At 39.2% G+C, this 18,353-nt stretch carries 15 protein-coding genes (1 of these 15 cut by a window edge); 9 read left to right on the top strand and 6 right to left on the bottom strand.

The window, feature by feature from the left end:
- The first annotated feature begins 240 nt into the window (after positions 1-240).
- Together ACSLUF_RS05690 and ACSLUF_RS05685 are read left to right on the top strand one after the other, a co-directional pair.
- The gene (locus ACSLUF_RS05690) at positions 241-1,905 is read left to right on the top strand and encodes a hypothetical protein (protein WP_435625147.1); all 1,665 of its coding nucleotides are present in this window, start codon (positions 241-243) and stop codon (positions 1,903-1,905) included.
- A 207-nt stretch (positions 1,906-2,112) separates the two neighbouring features.
- Positions 2,113-2,655 (top strand): pyridoxamine 5'-phosphate oxidase family protein, encoded by a 543-nt coding sequence (locus ACSLUF_RS05685; RefSeq protein WP_435625146.1) that lies wholly within the window; start codon positions 2,113-2,115, stop codon positions 2,653-2,655.
- On the opposite strand, the gene bshC is transcribed toward ACSLUF_RS05685, so the two are convergent.
- The gene (gene bshC / locus ACSLUF_RS05680) at positions 2,644-4,245 is read right to left on the bottom strand and encodes a bacillithiol biosynthesis cysteine-adding enzyme BshC (RefSeq protein WP_435625145.1); all 1,602 of its coding nucleotides are present in this window, start codon (positions 4,243-4,245) and stop codon (positions 2,644-2,646) included. The genes ACSLUF_RS05685 and bshC overlap by 12 nt on opposite strands.
- A 157-nt stretch (positions 4,246-4,402) precedes the next feature.
- Here bshC and ACSLUF_RS05675 point away from each other — a divergent pair, with 157 nt between their 5' ends.
- Together ACSLUF_RS05675 and ACSLUF_RS05670 are read left to right on the top strand one after the other, a co-directional pair.
- Positions 4,403-6,847 carry a M14 family metallopeptidase gene (locus ACSLUF_RS05675; RefSeq protein WP_435625144.1) on the top strand — a complete coding sequence of 815 codons (2,445 nt, stop codon included), beginning with the start codon at positions 4,403-4,405 and terminating at the stop codon, positions 6,845-6,847.
- 257 nt (positions 6,848-7,104) lie between these two features.
- A complete protein-coding gene (locus tag ACSLUF_RS05670) occupies positions 7,105-8,421 on the top strand; it encodes a carboxypeptidase-like regulatory domain-containing protein (RefSeq protein WP_435625143.1) in 1,317 nt (438 codons plus the stop codon).
- A gap of 51 nt (positions 8,422-8,472) precedes the next feature.
- On the opposite strand, the gene rocD is transcribed toward ACSLUF_RS05670, so the two are convergent.
- The 3 genes from rocD to ACSLUF_RS05655 form a co-directional block, all read right to left on the bottom strand.
- The gene (gene rocD / locus ACSLUF_RS05665) at positions 8,473-9,753 is read right to left on the bottom strand and encodes an ornithine--oxo-acid transaminase (protein WP_435625142.1); all 1,281 of its coding nucleotides are present in this window, start codon (positions 9,751-9,753) and stop codon (positions 8,473-8,475) included.
- Between the two features lie 143 nt (positions 9,754-9,896).
- Positions 9,897-10,277 carry a DUF6768 family protein gene (locus ACSLUF_RS05660; RefSeq protein WP_435625141.1) on the bottom strand — a complete coding sequence of 127 codons (381 nt, stop codon included), beginning with the start codon at positions 10,275-10,277 and terminating at the stop codon, positions 9,897-9,899.
- A complete protein-coding gene (locus ACSLUF_RS05655) occupies positions 10,261-10,917 on the bottom strand; it encodes an RNA polymerase sigma factor (RefSeq protein ID WP_435625140.1) in 657 nt (218 codons plus the stop codon). The genes ACSLUF_RS05660 and ACSLUF_RS05655 overlap by 17 nt, the downstream gene beginning before the upstream one ends.
- Between ACSLUF_RS05655 and rlmD the strand changes: the two genes are divergently transcribed.
- From rlmD to ACSLUF_RS05640, 3 genes are read left to right on the top strand one after another with little or no spacing between them, the layout of a single operon-like run.
- Positions 10,916-12,337, top strand: a complete 1,422-nt coding sequence (rlmD, locus tag ACSLUF_RS05650) for a 23S rRNA (uracil(1939)-C(5))-methyltransferase RlmD (protein WP_435625139.1) — start codon at positions 10,916-10,918, stop codon at positions 12,335-12,337. The two genes, ACSLUF_RS05655 and rlmD, sit on opposite strands and share 2 nt — an antisense overlap.
- 31 nt (positions 12,338-12,368) lie before the next feature.
- On the top strand, positions 12,369-12,905 hold the full coding sequence (locus tag ACSLUF_RS05645) for a DUF6452 family protein (protein WP_435625138.1): 537 nt from the start codon (positions 12,369-12,371) through the stop codon (positions 12,903-12,905).
- Positions 12,886-13,662, top strand: coding sequence for a DUF6048 family protein (locus ACSLUF_RS05640; protein WP_435625137.1), 777 nt, complete (start codon positions 12,886-12,888; stop codon positions 13,660-13,662). The genes ACSLUF_RS05645 and ACSLUF_RS05640 overlap by 20 nt, the downstream gene beginning before the upstream one ends.
- A 28-nt stretch (positions 13,663-13,690) precedes the next feature.
- Here the strand turns inward: ACSLUF_RS05640 and ACSLUF_RS05635 are convergent, their stop codons facing one another.
- Entirely contained in the window at positions 13,691-14,839 is a 1,149-nt protein-coding gene (locus ACSLUF_RS05635; RefSeq protein WP_435625136.1) for a THUMP domain-containing class I SAM-dependent RNA methyltransferase, read from the bottom strand.
- Positions 14,840-14,911: 72 nt separating this feature from the next.
- On the opposite strand from ACSLUF_RS05635, the gene ACSLUF_RS05630 reads away from it, so the two are divergent.
- Positions 14,912-15,583 carry a ZIP family metal transporter gene (locus tag ACSLUF_RS05630; protein WP_435625135.1) on the top strand — a complete coding sequence of 224 codons (672 nt, stop codon included), beginning with the start codon at positions 14,912-14,914 and terminating at the stop codon, positions 15,581-15,583.
- A gap of 196 nt (positions 15,584-15,779) precedes the next feature.
- Positions 15,780-17,978 carry an Ig-like domain-containing protein gene (locus tag ACSLUF_RS05625; RefSeq protein ID WP_435625134.1) on the top strand — a complete coding sequence of 733 codons (2,199 nt, stop codon included), beginning with the start codon at positions 15,780-15,782 and terminating at the stop codon, positions 17,976-17,978.
- 30 nt (positions 17,979-18,008) lie between these two features.
- Here ACSLUF_RS05625 and trhA read toward each other — a convergent pair whose 3' ends face one another.
- Positions 18,009-18,353: the 3' portion of a PAQR family membrane homeostasis protein TrhA gene (trhA, locus tag ACSLUF_RS05620; RefSeq protein ID WP_435625133.1), read on the bottom strand. The gene runs 294 nt beyond the window's last position; only the last 345 of its 639 coding nucleotides appear in the window; the start codon falls outside the window, past its right edge — the gene reads right to left on this strand; it ends in the stop codon at positions 18,009-18,011.

Here is an 18,353-nt window from a genome sequence, read left to right as displayed (position 1 = left end):
CTGATTTTACCTTTAAACATAGGGTTTCCTAAACCTGTCCACCGATTGTCCCATAATTATTTTTAGGGTGTCCACTACTTGTCCACCCTCCTTTTTTCTTATCTCAAAACCAGCACTTTAGGTTTGTAATGTCATTGATTGACAACCGTTTTGTGGTCTTGCTCGGCTAGGGGCTGCAGACCGTTCTCCGGGCAGGTCACACAAAACGATAACCAAGTTTAATCCACAAAACACAAAGTGATGAAAACAAGTAGTAATGTACTTTTCAGATTTTTAATTCCAGTACTTTTTATAGTAGCTGTGGCCTGCAGTAAAGATGATTCCGGTATGGGTCCCACTGAACCTGATGGTTCGGTTGAACAATTGGCCCCTACCATTTCAACAGATGATTTTGAAACCGATGAGGGGCAAATCGGTATCAGTCTCAGTGCCCGTGAAATTGCGCGAAGAGGATACACACCGACAACCGCCATAATTTCAATTTCTGCTTCTTCAAGCATCGAAGACCAGACCGTAGCTTTTGATGAATTCAACAATCTGGCCATTCTATCGTTTGAAAACGACGAACTTGAAGATACCCTTGAAAATGAATTAAAAGATGGGGTGGCCGTTCAGGTCACTGTCAGGGATGAAAATGATGCGGTTTTGGCTACCCAGGATTTTGCAAAGCTATCCTTTAAACCAAGTCCGGATGAAGAAGAAATCAATGCTGAAGGACTGGATGACCTTTTTGCGGAGGTAAGCCTGCGGCCTGATATAAAATATTATGTGCAGTTAGTGGATAGGGACAATAATGTGATAGGCGCACCTTCTTCACAACGCTATCCTGCCACTGGCATAGACCCTCCAACTGATATACGATTGAGGGGAAACTTAAACTATTCTGAAGAACCTGATCTCTTGGAAAGGTTCACAACCTATTATTTCGAAAGGATTCCCGGAAATGAAGAATTCTTCTCAATTGCCGCACATGATGGGGACAATATTCATTACCTATACATGTTAAATGAACAACTCTATATTCAAAGTAGGGGAAATCTAACTGTAAACGGAGGTAACACCAATGTTGCTGATTTTCCAGCCTATTGGTTCAAAATCGAGAAAGATGGGCCTGGGCTGTTCAAGATAGTGCCCCGAGGTACGGAAAACCCCTTGGTCGTATCTGGCAGCACTTTTGTAACTGCCAATACCAGTGATCCAGATGAACCCAACTACTTTAGGATTCTAAATTTTGATATTGATTGGGATGTTCAGGCTGTTGAAGCACGTTTCTTAAACCCTATTATGCCTCCTTCAGGTACAAACAGTGCCTACAATAGTACCTTAAGAAACTGTAGTAGTGGCAGGCTGAGTCAAACCGTTGGTGAAAGTTCCACCATCACAACTACCCAAACCGCTGGTTGGGAAGAGACCATGTCTGTTTCCACCACGAATACCGGTAGCGTTTCCGTGACTATATCACATGAAGCGGAAACCAAGTTCTTTGGAACAGGCGGCAAAACTTCCGGTTCCATTACGGGCAGTTATGAATATTCCAAAGAACGCACTGAAACCAGCACCAAATCAGGAAGTCTAAGTAAGGAAAGTTCAGTCCAAGTTTCAGTTTCGAGAGAAATAAGCGTTCCTCCTGGTACTGCGATTGCTGTTGCGGATATTTATCAACAATATGAAAATATAAAAGTGCCTTTTGTTCAGCGCTTTCGCATTTCTGGAAACTATCAAGAGGACAATATGCCTCTTAGTGGTCAAGAAATTTTAACCCAATTTGCCTTCAACAGCTTTACGGGAGTTGTCACCGCAGTCGAGGCGGAGTTCATCGAGGTTACAGTACGGGGTAATACAACCATAGATAGAATTATTCAAACCTCAACAGAAACCAGGGATATTGCCAATGCGTGCAATTAGCATTGTATTGATTTGAGTTAGTTAAAGTAAAAGCCCCGGGAACCACTCCGGGGCTTTCTATAAAATCAAAACCAACCTAAACATATGAGTTAACCAACTCAATATTTAAAAAATTCATAGCAATTTTCATTAGTAAAACAACTACAAAAGAAAAAACCCTACCTCAATTTTGATTTTTTTCAAAAAAAGTCACTTTCTTGCCCTAGAATGCAGTCTTTACTACAAGAAATTTCAACCGAATTAGTGCTTGGAGCCACTAAAAAAGGGCATCCCTTTCGTTATTTCAGCTTGGCTACCAAAGGATTGAATGATGATATTGGATTAAGAACCGTAGTATTAAGAAAGGTGGATGCAGATTTGAGATGTACATTCTATACCGATAATCGTTCGAATAAGGTCAAAGAAATAAAAGAAGATTACACTGTCAGTGCCCTTTTTCTTCACCCTAAAAAACTTTGGCAGATTACCCTTAAGGGTAAAGTACGTATAGAAACCAATCCAGAAGAATTAAAAACCTATTGGAATGGCATTCCTTTGAAGTCCCGAAAAGACTATACAACCCATCTTGCCCCCGGTTCGCACATATCAGAGGGAAATGACATAGAGTACCTAGAGAACAGCAGTTTTTTTTCAATCCTACATATTATTCCTGAACAGATAGAGTTTTTAAAATTGGGACGCCCCAGCCATTTACGGGTACTTTTTTCAAAAATTGAGGGTAGCTGGTCTAGAACCCACTTAGTACCCTAAAACCAAAAAAGAACCATTTAAAGGTTTCAGTTGATTTATAAGGGATGGGATAAGCTGCGGACCCATTTCCAGGTATAGTTCAGAGAAATTCAATTGTCGTTCTTGAAGCGACTGGTTTGGAAACAATTCATTTTGAATATCGGTCATGCGAACTACGTGGTCTTTCAGCTTTCTTTTTTGAGCTTTCAAAAGTCTTTTTTCCAATGCATCCAGTCCTTTTTTTTGCTTTACTTCCTGAGCTTTGACTGCCTTTAAAAAGGTGGAATCTGTACTCTCCGCCAGTTCATATAAGGATTGAAATTGTTCTTCCAGATGTTTTTTCTGTGAGGAAAAGTCAATATCAATATTGGAAATCTCTCGAATTTTCTTGTTAATAAAACTGTGCTGCTTTAAAAACAAATCTGAACTTCGAAGTTGTAGCTTTTTAATTTTATCCATCTGCTTTTGGGTCATTACCAAAGCCGAATTTCGTAATAAAAGCATAGGAAAACTTACATCCAAAGCATCAAAGTAACTCCGTAGCTCAAACCAGTAGGCCAACTCCCCTCCTCCCCCAATATAACATAGATTGGGAAGGATTACTTCCTGGTACAAGGGTCTAGCAATTACATTTGGGGAAAATCTTTCAGGATGGTCCGAAAGCTCTTTTTCAAGTTCGTCCTTAGTAAAATGGAGTTCAGTATTATTTATTTCAAAAATTCCGTCCTGTTCAACAATCCTCTCCCGAAGACCGTCTTTTAGGTAGAAATAATTGATTTCCCTAGGGTTGACCTGGATTTTATAATCGGAAGAGACTTTGCCCAACTCCTCCACCGATTGGGATACGTACTGGAATGGGATATTTTTAAAAATATCCTTTTGGGCATACGGAATCAGCAGACGTTTCAAATTTGCGTCATCTCCATCCAGAATTACAAGACCATACGCTCCGAACAGTTCATTGACCAAAACGCGAGTCGCTTGAGTCAAAGTGTCCTGCTCTAAATACGACATTTTGAAAAGTTCCTTGAGCTTTTTTGCATGGATGGAGTTCTCCAATGTATTGGACCAAGTTTCCATAACTTCCTTTAATCCCTCGGTATGGAGTCTTCCAACCGCACCGGAGGCGTCTAGATTCCATTGGACTTTTTGCCCTTTAAAATTAAAGTAGTTGATTTCCTCAAAATCATGGTCCTCAGTGGCCATCCAATAAACAGGTACAAAATTGAACTCGGGATGCTTCTCCCGTAATTCATTGACCAAATTGATGGTAGATACTATTTTGTATAAAAAGTAAAGAGGCCCCGTGAAGAGATTCAATTGATGTCCAGTGACAATGGTAAACGTGTTCTCTTTTTCTAAATCTTCAATGTTCGTTTGGGTTGCCTCAGACATTTGCAACCCATCATATTGTCCAAGGAGACTGTTTACGAGCACCTTTCTATTCTGATGCTGATAACTCTTTTTCTTCTCTTGAATCTGAGCCTTAAAGTTATTCAGGGATGGAAAGCGATTGTAAAAAGTTTTGAGCTCTTCTTTTTGGTCGAGATAATCACAAATTAGTTGGGAAAAATAACCCGTTTCCCTAAAGGGTATACAATCTACTTCCATTTAAAAATTGTAAAAAGCGTGCTAAAGATACTTTTCTTCTTTCTTAGTCATCCTAAAAATACGTTAATTACGTTTTGACATATATATCGTTCACTTTACTGAGATTACCGCAAGGCTTCCTGATATTATTGCTAGATTTGATTGTAAACCCTGGTGAATGAAAAAAGTTTTACTCCTAACAGCCCTATTTTTCAGCATTTCCCATCAAGCCCAGAAGGTAAAGTCTCCTAGCGAATTTTTAGGCTATGAGCTGGGTTCAGAATTTTCTAGACATCATGAGGTGGTGGATTACTATACCTACTTAGCTGAAAATGCTTCGGACCGGCTAAAGCTGATAACCTATGGAAAAACCAATGAGCGTAGGCCGCTGTTGCTTGCATTTATAAGCTCTCCCCAAAATATTTCCAACTTGGAAAGTATCCGAGAGAAACACTTAAAAGCAGTTCGTGGTGAGGGAGATGCATCTAAAGCCATTGTCTGGTTGAGCTATAATGTGCATGGGAATGAAAGCGTTGGCACAGAGGCATCCATGCAAACAGTTTACGAATTACTGACTTCCAAGAAAGGCTTATTAGAGAATACCATTGTAATTCTTGACCCTTGTATCAACCCTGATGGACGAGATAGGTATAGCAATTGGTACCAGCAATTCAGAAACACCCCGCATCAATTGGATGTTAACAGTAAGGAACACCGTGAGGGATGGTGGTCCGGTCGGACCAATCATTACATCTTCGATTTGAATCGGGATTGGGCATGGCTCACTCAAAAGGAAAGTCAACACAGAATCAAGATGTATAATATGTGGTTACCACATATACATGCCGATTTTCACGAGCAAAGCATGGACAATCCTTACTTTTTTGCTCCGGCTGCTGAACCCTACCATGAAGTGATTACCAAATTTCAAAGGGATTTTCAGGAAACCATTGGTAAAAACCACGCCAAGTATTTTGATGCCAATGGGTGGACGTATTTTACCAAAGAAGTTTACGATCTTTTTTACCCGAGTTACGGAGACACCTATCCTACTTACAATGGAGGTATCGGTTTAACCTATGAACAAGGAGGTAGTGGAAGGGCAGGTTTGGCAGTAATAACCCGAACAGGCGATACCTTGACCTTGAAGGATAGGTTAGCCCATCATCTGACTACTGGTCTTTCAACGGTTGAAATTTCTTCAAAAAATGCTGACAAATTGAATGCCGAGTTCAAAAAGTTCTTCCAAAACAAAAACTACAAGTACAAAAGTTATGTTTTGAATGGGAATGAGGACCATATCAATACGTTAAAAACACTCTTGTCCCAACATGAAATAGAATTTGGCCATCCCAAAAAAGGAACAGTAAAGGGATACGACTACAGCTCTGGAAACACAAAAAGTATGAATTTAACGGAGCAAAGTCTTGTTGTTTCCACCAATCAACCCAAAGGCACGCTGGTAAAGGTTTTGTTCGAGCCCAAAGCGAAGCTTAGCGATTCATTGACCTACGATATTACCGCATGGTCCTTGCCCTATGCCTATGGTCTTGAGACAATTGCCTCATCAAGTGTGATTTCGTCACAAAAAACTGCTGATACTATTTCAGCTCCTAATATTGAGGCAAATCGGTATGCCTATGTAACCGACTGGAATAGCATGAATGATTCTCGATTTTTAGCAGACGTATTGAAGGAAGGGATTCGTGTGCGAAAATCAAACCATCCATTTTCCATTGAGGGCACATCCTTTGAACGGGGCAGTTTGATTCTATTAGCTGAGGACAATGAAAACAAAAAGGATTTTTATTCCACTTTGGAGAAGCTCTCAAAACTACATAATAAGAAGGTTACCAGTACAACTTCGGGTTATGTGGATTCCGGGAAGGATTTTGGCTCTACCAGTGTACGAATGATTAAAAAACCAAAGATTGCTGTACTTTCAGGAAAACCCACATCCCCCTATCGCTTTGGTGAGATTTGGCATTTTTTCGAACAACAATTGAAATATCCCATAAGTGTTTTGGATGGAGATTATTTTAAATCCTTGGACCTTACGGAATATCACACGCTTATTCTGCCTGATGGAAGCTATGGCTCCTACTTTAACGAAAAGGACCTTAAAAAACTTTCTACCTGGGTCAAAAATGGTGGGAAACTTATCGTGATGGGCAGAGCTATAGACGGAATTAGCCAAATAAAGGGGTTATCCATCAAAAAGAAAGTGGACCGGGATTCCACTAAAAGCAGCCCTAAACTGCATAAAAATGCCCAAAGGGAACGTATCAAGAAAGCTATCACCGGGGCAATCTTCAAGACGAAGGTCGATAATACACATCCATTGGCCTACGGATATGGGACAGATTACTTTACGCTGAAAATGGGAAATTCCGCATTTGATTACCTAAAGTCAGGAAATGTGGTCTACATGGAAGATAATACAGAACCCGTTTCAGGTTTTGCCGGCAGCGACGCTCAAAAATTAGTGAAACAATCCTTGGTTTTTGGAGTGGAGTCTTTAGGTAAAGGGAATATTATTTACATGGGGGACAATCCGTTGTTCCGGGGATTCTGGGAAAATGGCAAACTCTTTTTTGCCAATGCGCTTTTCATGATTGACTAACCCAGTAGGGCTTCAACAAAAAACCTAAATTTTTCTTAAAACACTCTTATGGGATTGTAAGGAAAGCTGGTCTTGATGTGACTATGTGGTATCTTTGAATGCTGACTAGTTAAATCTTTTCTGGGAATTGACCAGAGTTTAAGAGGTTCGTATCAAAGTTTGGGATGTTCTTATCAAAGTATGGGACCCTCCCTTCAATGATTACCTATGTCGTTAAAAATCATTAATTTAGAAAGAGCGTTTCAAAATCACTTGTTATGAATATTTGGAGAATAGAAAGCAGTATCAATCTTAAAAAGATAACACTGCTCACTTTATGTTTTATTACCTCATTGGGGACAGCATGGGCCCTTCAACAAAATCAACAAGAGGACTTCAAACAATACCGGGGAGAAGTTGTTGACGCATCCTCAAAAAAGCCATTGGTGTTTGCTACATTGGCATTGGATGGTAGCAATATTAGCACCATTACCAATACCGAGGGCGAGTTTCTCTTAAAAATCCCTGCTGATAAGACCTCGGGAATGCTAACGGTTTCCTTTTTGGGCTATAAAAGCAAAAGCTTAGCACTTTCCGAACTCAAACCCAACAAAAATAAAATTTCCCTAGAGGTTTCCGTGACCCAGCTTTTAGAAGTAAACATCAATGCTCCCAAGGATGCAAGAGCCCTCGTTAAGGAAACCTTGGCGAAAAAGGGTGCAAACTACTTTGATGATCCAACCTTGATGACAGCCTTCTACAGGGAGACCATCAAGAAGAGAAGAAAGAACGTTTCACTTTCTGAGGCGGTTGTTAACATCTATAAAACGCCTTACACCTCTCTAAGAAGAGATGCTGTTGAGCTTTATAAGGCTCGAAAAAGTACAGATTATAGTAGATTGGACACCGTAGCCCTTAAGCTTCAAGGAGGTCCGTTCAACGCGCTCTATGTGGATATCATGAAATATCCTGAGTATATTTTTGCTGACGAATTGATTGAATACTATAATTTCTCTTTTACCAGATCTACCCGAATCAACGATAAGTTGATTTATGTCATTAAGTTTGAACAAAGACCTGGTATTAACGACCCTTATTACAAAGGTGAATTATTCATAGATGTCGAAAACAAAATCTTAACTAGCGCTATCTATACCCTTAACATTACCAATAAGGACAAAGCGGCTAGACTTTTTGTAAGAAGAAAGCCAGCAAAAGTAGATGTTTGGCCTACTGAGGTAGCCTACCGAGTTGATTATCGAGAAAAAGGAGGAAAATGGTATTACGGCTACAGCAATGTGCTTATGGAGTTCAAGGTAAACTGGAAAGACCGCTTGTTTAACTCGGTATACAGCATGACAGCTGAAATGGCTGTAACGGATTGGCAAAGAAATAGTACAGGAGAGTTACCTAAAAACAAAGAACGAATTAAAAAGACCATTATATTGGGAGATGAAGCCATCGGATTTTCCGACCCTGACTTCTGGGGGGAATATAACATTATTGAACCCGAGAAATCCATAGAGTCTGCCATTAAGAAAATTCAAAGACAGCTTAAACGTACTAAACCCAAAGGTGGAACTTCCGCACCTTAAGTTATTAAGGAAGTCGATTGATATAAAAAAGCCCCTTAAACGGGGCTTTTTCTATTTTTTAAACTCGCTGATGGTTTTTATGATAATCGAAACGCAATCCAGGAGTTGTTCTTTGGTCATAACCAAAGGTGGTGCAAAACGGATGATGTTGCCATGTGTAGGTTTGGCCAAAAGACCATTTTCCTTTAAGGCCATACAGATATCCCAGGCCGTGGAACTCTCCTCCGTATCATTGATAACGATGGCATTTAAAAGCCCCTTACCCCTAACTTTGACAACCAAATCTGAAGTTTCTACAAATTTCCCCAACTCCTTTCTAAAAAGTCTACCCAATTCATCGGCGTTTTGGGCCAATTTCTCTTCTTTGATTACTTCCAAGGCGGCAATACCCACAGCTGCCCCAATAGGGTTTCCTCCGAAAGTACTTCCATGACTTCCCGGAGTAATAACCTCCATAATGGAATCGTTTGCCAATACTCCGGAAACAGGATAAGCTCCTCCGGACAAGGCCTTGCCCAAAATTAAAATATCAGGTTTTACCTCTGGATTTCCGCTACAATGCTTGTCCTCACAAGTGCAATTTCCGCAGGTAGCAAGTAGTCTGCCTGTTCTGGCAATTCCAGTTTGCACTTCATCAGCAATAAACAAGACGTTGTATTTTACGCAAAGAGCCTTTGCTGCCTTCAAATATCCCTCGGAAGGTACATATACTCCTGCTTCACCTTGAATAGGCTCTACCAAAAAACCTGCAACATGCGCATCATCCTTCAATACTTGCTCAAGGGCATGTAGGTTATCATATTCAATTTTTATAAAACCCTCGGTATACGGACCATAATTACTTCTGGCCACTTGATCGCTTGAAAAAGAAACAATCGTAGTGGTTCGCCCATGAAAATTGTTCTCACAAACCACAATCTTAGCCTGATTTGCCGGAATTCCCTTTTTCTGATAGCCCCATCTTCTGCAGATTTTTACCGCAGTTTCCACAGCCTCCGCCCCAGTATTCATGGGCAATAACTTGTCGTAGTGGAAAGTAGAAGTCGCATATTTTTCAAACTTCCCCAACATATCATTATAAAATGCTCTTGAGGTAAGCGTTAAGTTTCTAGCCTGTTCTGTAAGGGCTGAAACGATTTTTGGGTGGCAGTGTCCTTGATTCACTGCAGAATATGCAGATAAAAAGTCATAGTACTTTTTACCCTCAACATCCCAGACAAATACACCTTCCCCTCTGCTCAATACCACTGGAAGTGGGTGGTAGTTGTGGGCTCCGTGCTTTTCTTCCAATTCAATTGCATGCTTTGACGCCAGTTGTTCTAAAACAGCCATTTTAAAAAATTTAAACGTTTATAAAATAACTATTCCTTCTGTACCTTTATCCTTTCGAAGTGTCGAAAATTCAGCGTGGGAGAGAAATCATCCCTGTAGTACTTCAAAAGTATTAAATATTTCGTCAATGGAAAGGACCCAAATTATTTCTTATGGGCCAAAGCAGAAATTTGAAGTTCCAACCGCTTTAGTTCACGCAACACATCGTTCTTATCCATTTGCATCCACGTATGAAGTTTAATCATTCCCATAAAAATCAAGCATGTTACGATTCCCATGCCCCATTTTATGAGCGTGTTTGTGTCTTCGGTTTTAAAGAACTGAACGGTGCAGTAAATGAGCAATCCAAAGATGATTAAATTCACCAAATTCATAATGATGGATAGCCATGCCATTTTTCCCTTAAAAACTCCTCCAAGTTTTTCCAAAATATTCTGTTCGCCCAGTTCATCATAAAACCTAGCCTCTTCTTCGGATAAAGCCTCCTTAATAAGCTGATCTATTTCATCAATATCTTTTTTCATGGTGTTTATTTTTAATTTCTGATTTTAATTTTTCCCGGGCTCTGAACAATCGGGTCTTGACCGTATTGACAGAAACACCTGTTATCTCACTAATTTGTTTTATGCTATACTTTTCCAGATAAAAAAGCGTCAAAACCACTTTGTGATCTGGAGGTAATTTCTTTAACAGTTCCAGAACCTGTTTTATCTGTTGTTCTTTTGGGTCTTCTGATTCTTCGGGTATTGTTTTATAGTCCTGATACCGATTTTTTAAATGTTGTAACTGCTTTTTTTCTTTTTTCAACCAATCCAAAGCCTTATGTGTCACAATGGATAAAACCCAGCTCCCAAAACGGTTTGCATCTTTCAAAGCATGTAACTTTTGCATTACTGTGCCCCAAGTATCTTGAGCCATATCCTGCGCCAAATTCCAGTCCTTGGTGTATCGATAGGCTTGTAGACATAGTCTTTTATGCCATCGCTTGGCCAAAAGACCCATGGCTTTTTTATCTCCTGATTTCGCGGAAATCACCAGTATTGCATCAAAAACTTTTGATGGTTTTTCCATAACTTCTATAATATAGACCGTAAAACTCCTAAAAGGTTCCCATGCCAATGAATTCTTTAACCAATCCAGGGTAAAACTGCTATTTTTGCGCATGCGAAAAAAAAATAGGCGACAAACCTTTGAAAAAATAGAGGTTTTAGATGCAGGAGCTAAGGGTAAAGCAGTGGCTAAAGCTCCGGACGGCAGGGTTATTTTTCTAACGGATGCAGTACCAGGAGATGTGGTGGATATTCAGACCACCAAGAAACGAAAAGCCTATTTTGAGGGCCAAGTAACCTATTTTCATTCGTATTCTGATAAGAGAACCACTCCAGTTTGCGAACATTTTGGCACATGCGGGGGATGCAAATGGCAGCATATGTCCTATGAACATCAGTTGTACTACAAACAAAAGGAAGTTGAAAACAATCTTAGACGCATAGGCAACCTCGAACTCCCAGAAATCTCTCCTATATTAGGTTCTAAAAACCAATATTTTTATCGCAACAAAATGGAGTTTTCCTTTTCAGATAGTCGATGGTTAACCCAAGAAGAAATTAATTCTGAAAAAGATATTACAGATAAAAATGCGCTGGGATTCCATATTCCAGGAATGTGGGACAAAATTCTGGATATCAACATATGTCACCTCCAGGAGGACCCCTCAAATGCCATTCGCAATTTTGCCAAGACCAAAGCAATAGAGTTGGGTATTCTTTTTTACAATCCAAGGCAGCGTTCTGGGGTTTTGCGCACATTGATGCTACGCATATCCTCCACCGGACAAATTATGGTGCTCATTCAGTTTTTTCAGGAGGTCAGCTCCAAAGAAGAGCAACTCTTGAAAGAAATAGAAAATGCTTTTCCTGAAATCACTTCCCTGCTATACACCGTTAACAAAAAAGCAAATGACACAATTTACGACCAAGAAATCACCTGTTTTTCTGGTGTTGACCATATCATTGAGGAGATGGAAGGACTTCAGTTCAAAATCAATGCCAAGTCTTTTTACCAAACCAATTCCCATCAGGCCTATCAGTTGTACAAAGTGACCCGAGATTTTGCTGGGTTGACTGGGGATGAAATCGTCTATGATTTATATACAGGAACGGGAACTATTGCCCAGTTTGTTGCAAAAAATGCAAAAAAAGTCATCGGTGTTGAATCTGTTCCAGAAGCTATAAAAGATGCCAAAACCAATGCTAAGAACAATGGTATTGCCAACGCTGAGTTTTATGTTGGAGACATGAAAGATGTTTTCAATACAGAATTCGTAGGCGCCCATGGGGCTCCAGATGTGGTAATTACGGACCCTCCAAGGGATGGGATGCACAAACATGTGGTGGAACAATTGCTTATAGCCTCTCCACCTCGAATTGTTTATGTTAGCTGCAACAGTGCCACCCAAGCCAGGGATTTGGATTTGCTTCAATCCCACTACGAAATCAAAAAAGTACAACCTGTTGATATGTTCCCGCAAACACACCACGTAGAAAATGTTGTACTTTTGGAGAAAATAAAAAAACAGGAATAATTTTTGCTCTAAGGAGTTTTTTGGATTCAGCATGAAGAAAATCTATCCCATACTTTCTATCCTGTTTTTGGTAGCCTATACATCCTCTTGCGAAAGGGACGACATCTGTGTAGATGGAGATACGCCCTTACTTGTCATAGGCTTTTTCGATATTGACGATACCACCACGGTCAAATCCGTAAGTTCCATTCGAATAAGGGCTACTGACATCGATAGCGTCTTGAGTGATAATGAAAGTTTTGGCTTTAGCGACCGGGGTAATACAGGTAGCAGCCCTCAAGATTCCATACTTATTCCGCTACGTACTGATGAAATCAATACTTCATTTACCTTTATTACCGACTCTGCAGATGATGACGCTGGCTTGGAAACCGGTAATATCGATACTTTGACCATTTCCTACACAACAAGGGAAAACTTTATCTCACGAGGTTGCGGTTTTGTAATTAACTATGACACATTGGATGTACAACTCACTTTAGGTTCGGAAAACTGGATTCAGGATATTAGCATTCAACAACAAACCATAGAAAACTCCAATAACGTTCATGTTAAGATATTTCATTAGTCTTTTATTGGTTTTGGCATTGTCCATAAATGGATTTTCGCAAGAAACGGACCAGACCGAGCAGCCAATAGATAGTGTGGAATACAAGCAGCAGTATGGTCTTCGGGTAGGAGCCGATTTAAGTCGGGTGGTTCGGTCCTTTTTGGATGAAAATTACACTGGTTTGGAGCTTGTTGGAGATTATCGTCTAACTGAAAAATTGTACCTCGCCGGAGAGTTGGGTAATGAGGAATTTACCCAAACCGAAGATTTGGGCGGAACCTTGCTTTATAACTATACCACTACCGGGAGCTATATAAAACTCGGCGTAGATTGGAATACGTATCAAAATTGGTATGGTATGAACAATCTTATCAGCCTTGGAGGTCGCTATTCATTTGCAACATTCAGTCAAACTTTAAATGACTATCAGGTTTTTAACAGTAACCGTTTTTTTACCCCGGATGGGTTCTTACCCGGAATTGGAGAAACCCCCGAAGAATTTAGTGGCTTGAACGCGTCTTGGTTGGAGTTGGTTTTGGGTGTGAAGGCTGAACTTTTTGCCAATATATACCTCGGAATCAGTGCCCGTTTGGGATATTTGATTACGAATACGGAAGATGATCGTTTTCCAAACCTTTGGATTCCTGGTTTTAATAAGGTTACTGATAGAAGTAACTTCGGGGTTGGATTCAATTACTCTATATCTTATTTCATTCCGTTTTATAAAAAATCCAAAAAGAAAAAGGACCCTGAGACGTCCCCATCAGAGCAATAAATTGGTTTGATACTTGCTTTGCTAAAAATCACTTTTGTTTTCTACTCCCCGCGTACATTTCGTAATGTACCAAACGTGATTCCAATTTGCCATTATACAATTTGATTTTTCGTGAAGGTTTAAGGCCAACATGTTTCAACGCTTCTAAATTGGAAGTAAGAAACCAGGCATTGGTATCGGCGTATAGCTGCTTTAAGGTATCTCCAATATTCGCGTAAAACGCTTCCGCATCTATTGGTAACCTTTCCCCATAAGGTGGATTAAATACCATATGTAAATTTGAATCGACCGGTTTTTCAGTTCTAAAGAAGTCTTTTCTCGAAAGAGAAATAAACTCGCTTAGATTGGCAAAATCAATATTTTCCTGAGCTTTACGAATAGCCGAAGGCGCTTTGTCAAAGCCTATGATATGATAATCAACCGATTTTATCTTCTTAAGACTGACCTCCCTAATTTTTTCATAGAGTTGTGAATCAAAATCGTGCCAATTAAAAAAGGCATAGTTCTTTCGATTAATATTAGCCGGAATATTGCATGCAATCATTGCGGCTTCTATCAGAATGGTACCACTACCACACATAGGGTCCAAAAAATCCGAATTTCCCTCCCAACCACTCAGCTTTAGCATTCCAGCTGCCAATACTTCATTAATTGGAGCAATATTTGTAAACTGTCTATACCCACGCTGGTGCAACGATTCACCGGAACTGTCCAAGGATATCGTACACTTGTTTTTCGAAATATGAATATTGATTCGAATATCTGGATTTTGGGAATTTACGCTGGGACGTTTCCCTAAGGTCCTTCGAAACTTATCTACAATAGCGTCCTTGGCTTTGAGAGAAACAAACATAGAATTGGAAAAAACTCTGGTGTTCATGGTGGTGTCAATGGCAAAAGTCTTATCCGCAGCAAAAATTTTGTCCCAATCCATGGCATAGACCTGGTGATATAAATCCCTTTCATTGAATACCTTGAACGAGGATATGGGTTTAAAAATTTTTAAGGCCGTACGTAAACAAAGGTTAGCTTTATACATAAAACCCAGGTCTCCCTCAAAAGAAACGCTACGTACCCCTTGTTCCACGCGCCCCGCTCCCAATTCCTTCAATTCCTGGACCAATAATTCCTCAAATCCATAAAAGGTTTTGGCCAACATTCTAAAATTTCCCGCCATTTGCCTCGTCTAGCTTTCAGTAAAAATAGGTTATTTTTGCCCCTTGCAACCTAACAACTTTTTTCAATTTTAATGACGCTCCTGCTTCCTATACTATCCGTCTGGATAGGATATTTTCTTGCCCTTTTTTTAAAACCTAAAAGTGAGCGGGGAATTAAGTTACTACTGGCTTTTAGCGGAGGGTTCCTCTTATCCTTTACATTCTTTGAGCTGTTACCAGAAGTTTATGAATCAGGTGAGCCCAAAGAAATTGGCATTTTTATTCTACTTGGAATTCTGATTCAAATATTTCTTGAGTTTTTCTCCAAAGGTGCCGAACACGGTCACATTCATTTGTCTTCCCAAAAAACCAGCTTTCCAGTTGTGTTATTTTTGAGTCTTGCGGTGCATGCTTTAATTGAAGGCATACCCATTCGTAAGGGAAGTTCCCTTGTTTTCGCGATAATCGTTCATAAGCTCCCAGTAGCTATACTACTGAGCCTCTTCATCTTAAATTCAAAAATGAAAAGGAGCATAGGACTACTATTTATTTTTGCTTTTTCACTGATGACCCCTTTAGGAACCTATATTGCCCAATACACAACCTGGATTGAGTCATATGGTACCCAACTTGTTGGTCTTGCTATTGGTGTATTCTTTCATATTTCTACGATAATTTTGTTCGAAAGCTCGCAGGAACATGCATTTAATCTTCGAAAACTAGCTTTGATTACTTTGGGGATGGTATTGGCTTTTTTCTTGTGAGAAATACTTCCTTACTATAAAGCCTTTCTATTCAAATTATTCAAAAAATAAATAATGGGAATATTAATTGACATTATACTCTTGACAAAAATTTCGCACAAGTAGTTTAATCGATTTTGTTTCTTATTTAGCGGAAAAACCGTTTAAATTTTGTTTGCCTTTTGTATCTTTAGAAGTACCAAACATTACCAAATAAATGAAAAACCTGATTAACACTTTTGTTGTATTATCTTTCCTTTTATTATTTTTTTCCTGTTCATCCGATTCCGATGACCCTACTCCAGAACCAGACACAACCGCACCAACGGTAGATTTTTCTTTAGCTGGTTTGCCCGATTCTCCTGGAGAAACAGTAGTGGTCAGCAATCAAATTGAAATAAACATAGATGCCAGGGATTCAGGTGGAATTCAGAAAGTTGAGGCCTTCATCGATGATGTGAAGGTTGGAGAGGACACTACCGCACCCTATCAGATAGTAGTTGATGTTTCTGGCCTTTCTTCAAAAAATTCGAGGACAGGAAAGTTCACGGATTACACACTTAAGGTTGTTGTAACAGATACTTCTGGGAACACCAACTCTAAAGAGCTAACCTTCAATGTGGACAATGAGCTTCCGGTAATATCCGAGGTGTCTTTAGAAGCGGGAACGGCTATAAACGGAGATACCAATGCTGTTACCTTCAATATTACCGATAACGAGATTTTAAAAGAAGTAAAAATCTATTTGAACAATGAATTGCTATCTGAAATAACGGATTTGAACTTCGAAGTTAATATCAACACATTGAATCTTCAGGATGGAGCGAATACGTTAAAGATAGAGGCCATTGATTTGGCGGATAACACCGCAACTTTTGAAGTTGAGTTTATTTCCGATAATACGGGTCCAGATGTATTATTAAGCACTATTTCTGAGAACGATATCATATTCCAATCGATTGAGCTGACCCCAGAGGTGGAAGATCAATTCTCTTCTGTTTCATCCTTAGAAGTTGTAATTAACTCAAATAGCATTTTGCTTTTAGAAGATCCCAACAACTTCAATTTTACCTTTAACCCCGATGAGTATTCTGCAGGAGGTGGGACATTGGAACTAATCGCAACAGATAGCTTGGGTAATTCTAAATCATTATCCCTACCAATAAATATTCATAGAAAACTTCTTACTATTAACATTCCGGAGGACCGATTAAGTCCAGCGCTCATAGCAGCTGTTGTTTTTGCATCTAGAATGGACGGAAAATTGATTACCGCCAAGGAAATCCTTAGGGAGGATCGATTAATTATTTTGAGCACACCAGAAGAGTTTGACCTATCAACCGAATTTATGGTCACCTTTTATCTCGAAGACAATGGAGGAGGGATTGGGATTTCAACTCATCAAAATTTGACCCGTGAAAACTTGCAAACTATCTCTCTTGCCGTACCATTTAGAAATAGCACCGAATTTGGTCAAAGTTTGCAAATTCCGATAACCAATTTCCTTTCTTCAGATTTTGTCATCGGAGGAAGTGCAAGTAGATTTGATTCGCATATTTGGTCAACATCTGAATCATTTTATTCTACCTTTTTAAATACCACAGAAAGTTTCTTAAGTATTAATACCGCAGAGTTGGAGACAAATTCGAATCCTTTTGATTCATTTTATGTTTACAATAATTTTTCTGGGTATCAATACTTTCTGCTAGAAACACCATTACCGCAGGATTTTGTGCTAGACAAACAAAACTATGTTACTGATAACGTTGATCAAAGATCTTTATCGGTCACCTCTGGAATCATTCCACAAAACAGTTTATCTATATTAAAAATTTTTGGTGCTTTGTCGAATGAAGATGTAAATGCAAACAAGTATCATAGCATATTGGCTAGACAAATAAGTTCGAATACAATTAACTACGATTTGAATACCTTGTTCTCAAATTATAGACATTCTTTATTGCATGGTAACTACTACACTGAACGAAATGGAATTCCACTTCAAAACTACAACGTTCCCAGTGTTACACTTGATTACACTAATTCCAACAACTTGATTTCGTTAAATATTCAGGGAAATGAACATATTCTAGGTAGAGCTCGATGCTTTGATTTTGAAAATTTTGGTTACGATTGGTATATTACCTTTAATAGCCAATCCACAACAGAAGTGGTCATACCCGATTTTCCAGGTTTAATTAACAACGCGGTTTCAGCCGCACAACAGAATCAAAATATAAAAGTTGAATCTGTTGAACTTCTTTCTTATGAGTCCATTATTGATTATAATGATTACCTGCAAAAAGTAGTTAAAAATCAGTCCAATGTATTGGAAGTCACTGATTGGTATCAGCTGTTTTATTCCTCCAGAAACGGAAGCTTCAATATTCCTAATAGAGAGTTTGTTTTTCAGTAAGAATTCTTATTCATGAATTCAAAATATGATTCATCGACAACAAGTTTTTAGTAAAAAAAACCAATGACTTATTGCGCCTCCTAGCACAAATAAATGCCATATAAAATGATTGAACGGAATCTTTTTGACAGCGTAAAATAACATACCAACCGTGTAAAAAGCGCCGCCCAATCCAAGCCAGACTAAATTTTCTTCTGCTACTCTTTCAACAAGGGAAGAAAAATCCAATACAATCAACCAGCCCATAACCCCATATAGCACTAAGGACAAAGTCTCAAATTTTCCAGTAAAAAATAGCTTCAGGGCTGTGCCTACCGCGGCGATACCCCAAACCAAATAAAATAATAACCACCCTTTTGAATTGATAAGTAGCAA

The organism is Flagellimonas sp. (assembly GCF_965601775.1).
Classification (GTDB): domain Bacteria; phylum Bacteroidota; class Bacteroidia; order Flavobacteriales; family Flavobacteriaceae; genus Flagellimonas.
Note: the sequence above shows the minus strand (reverse complement) of the source record. Positions and strands in the feature narration are given on the sequence as shown.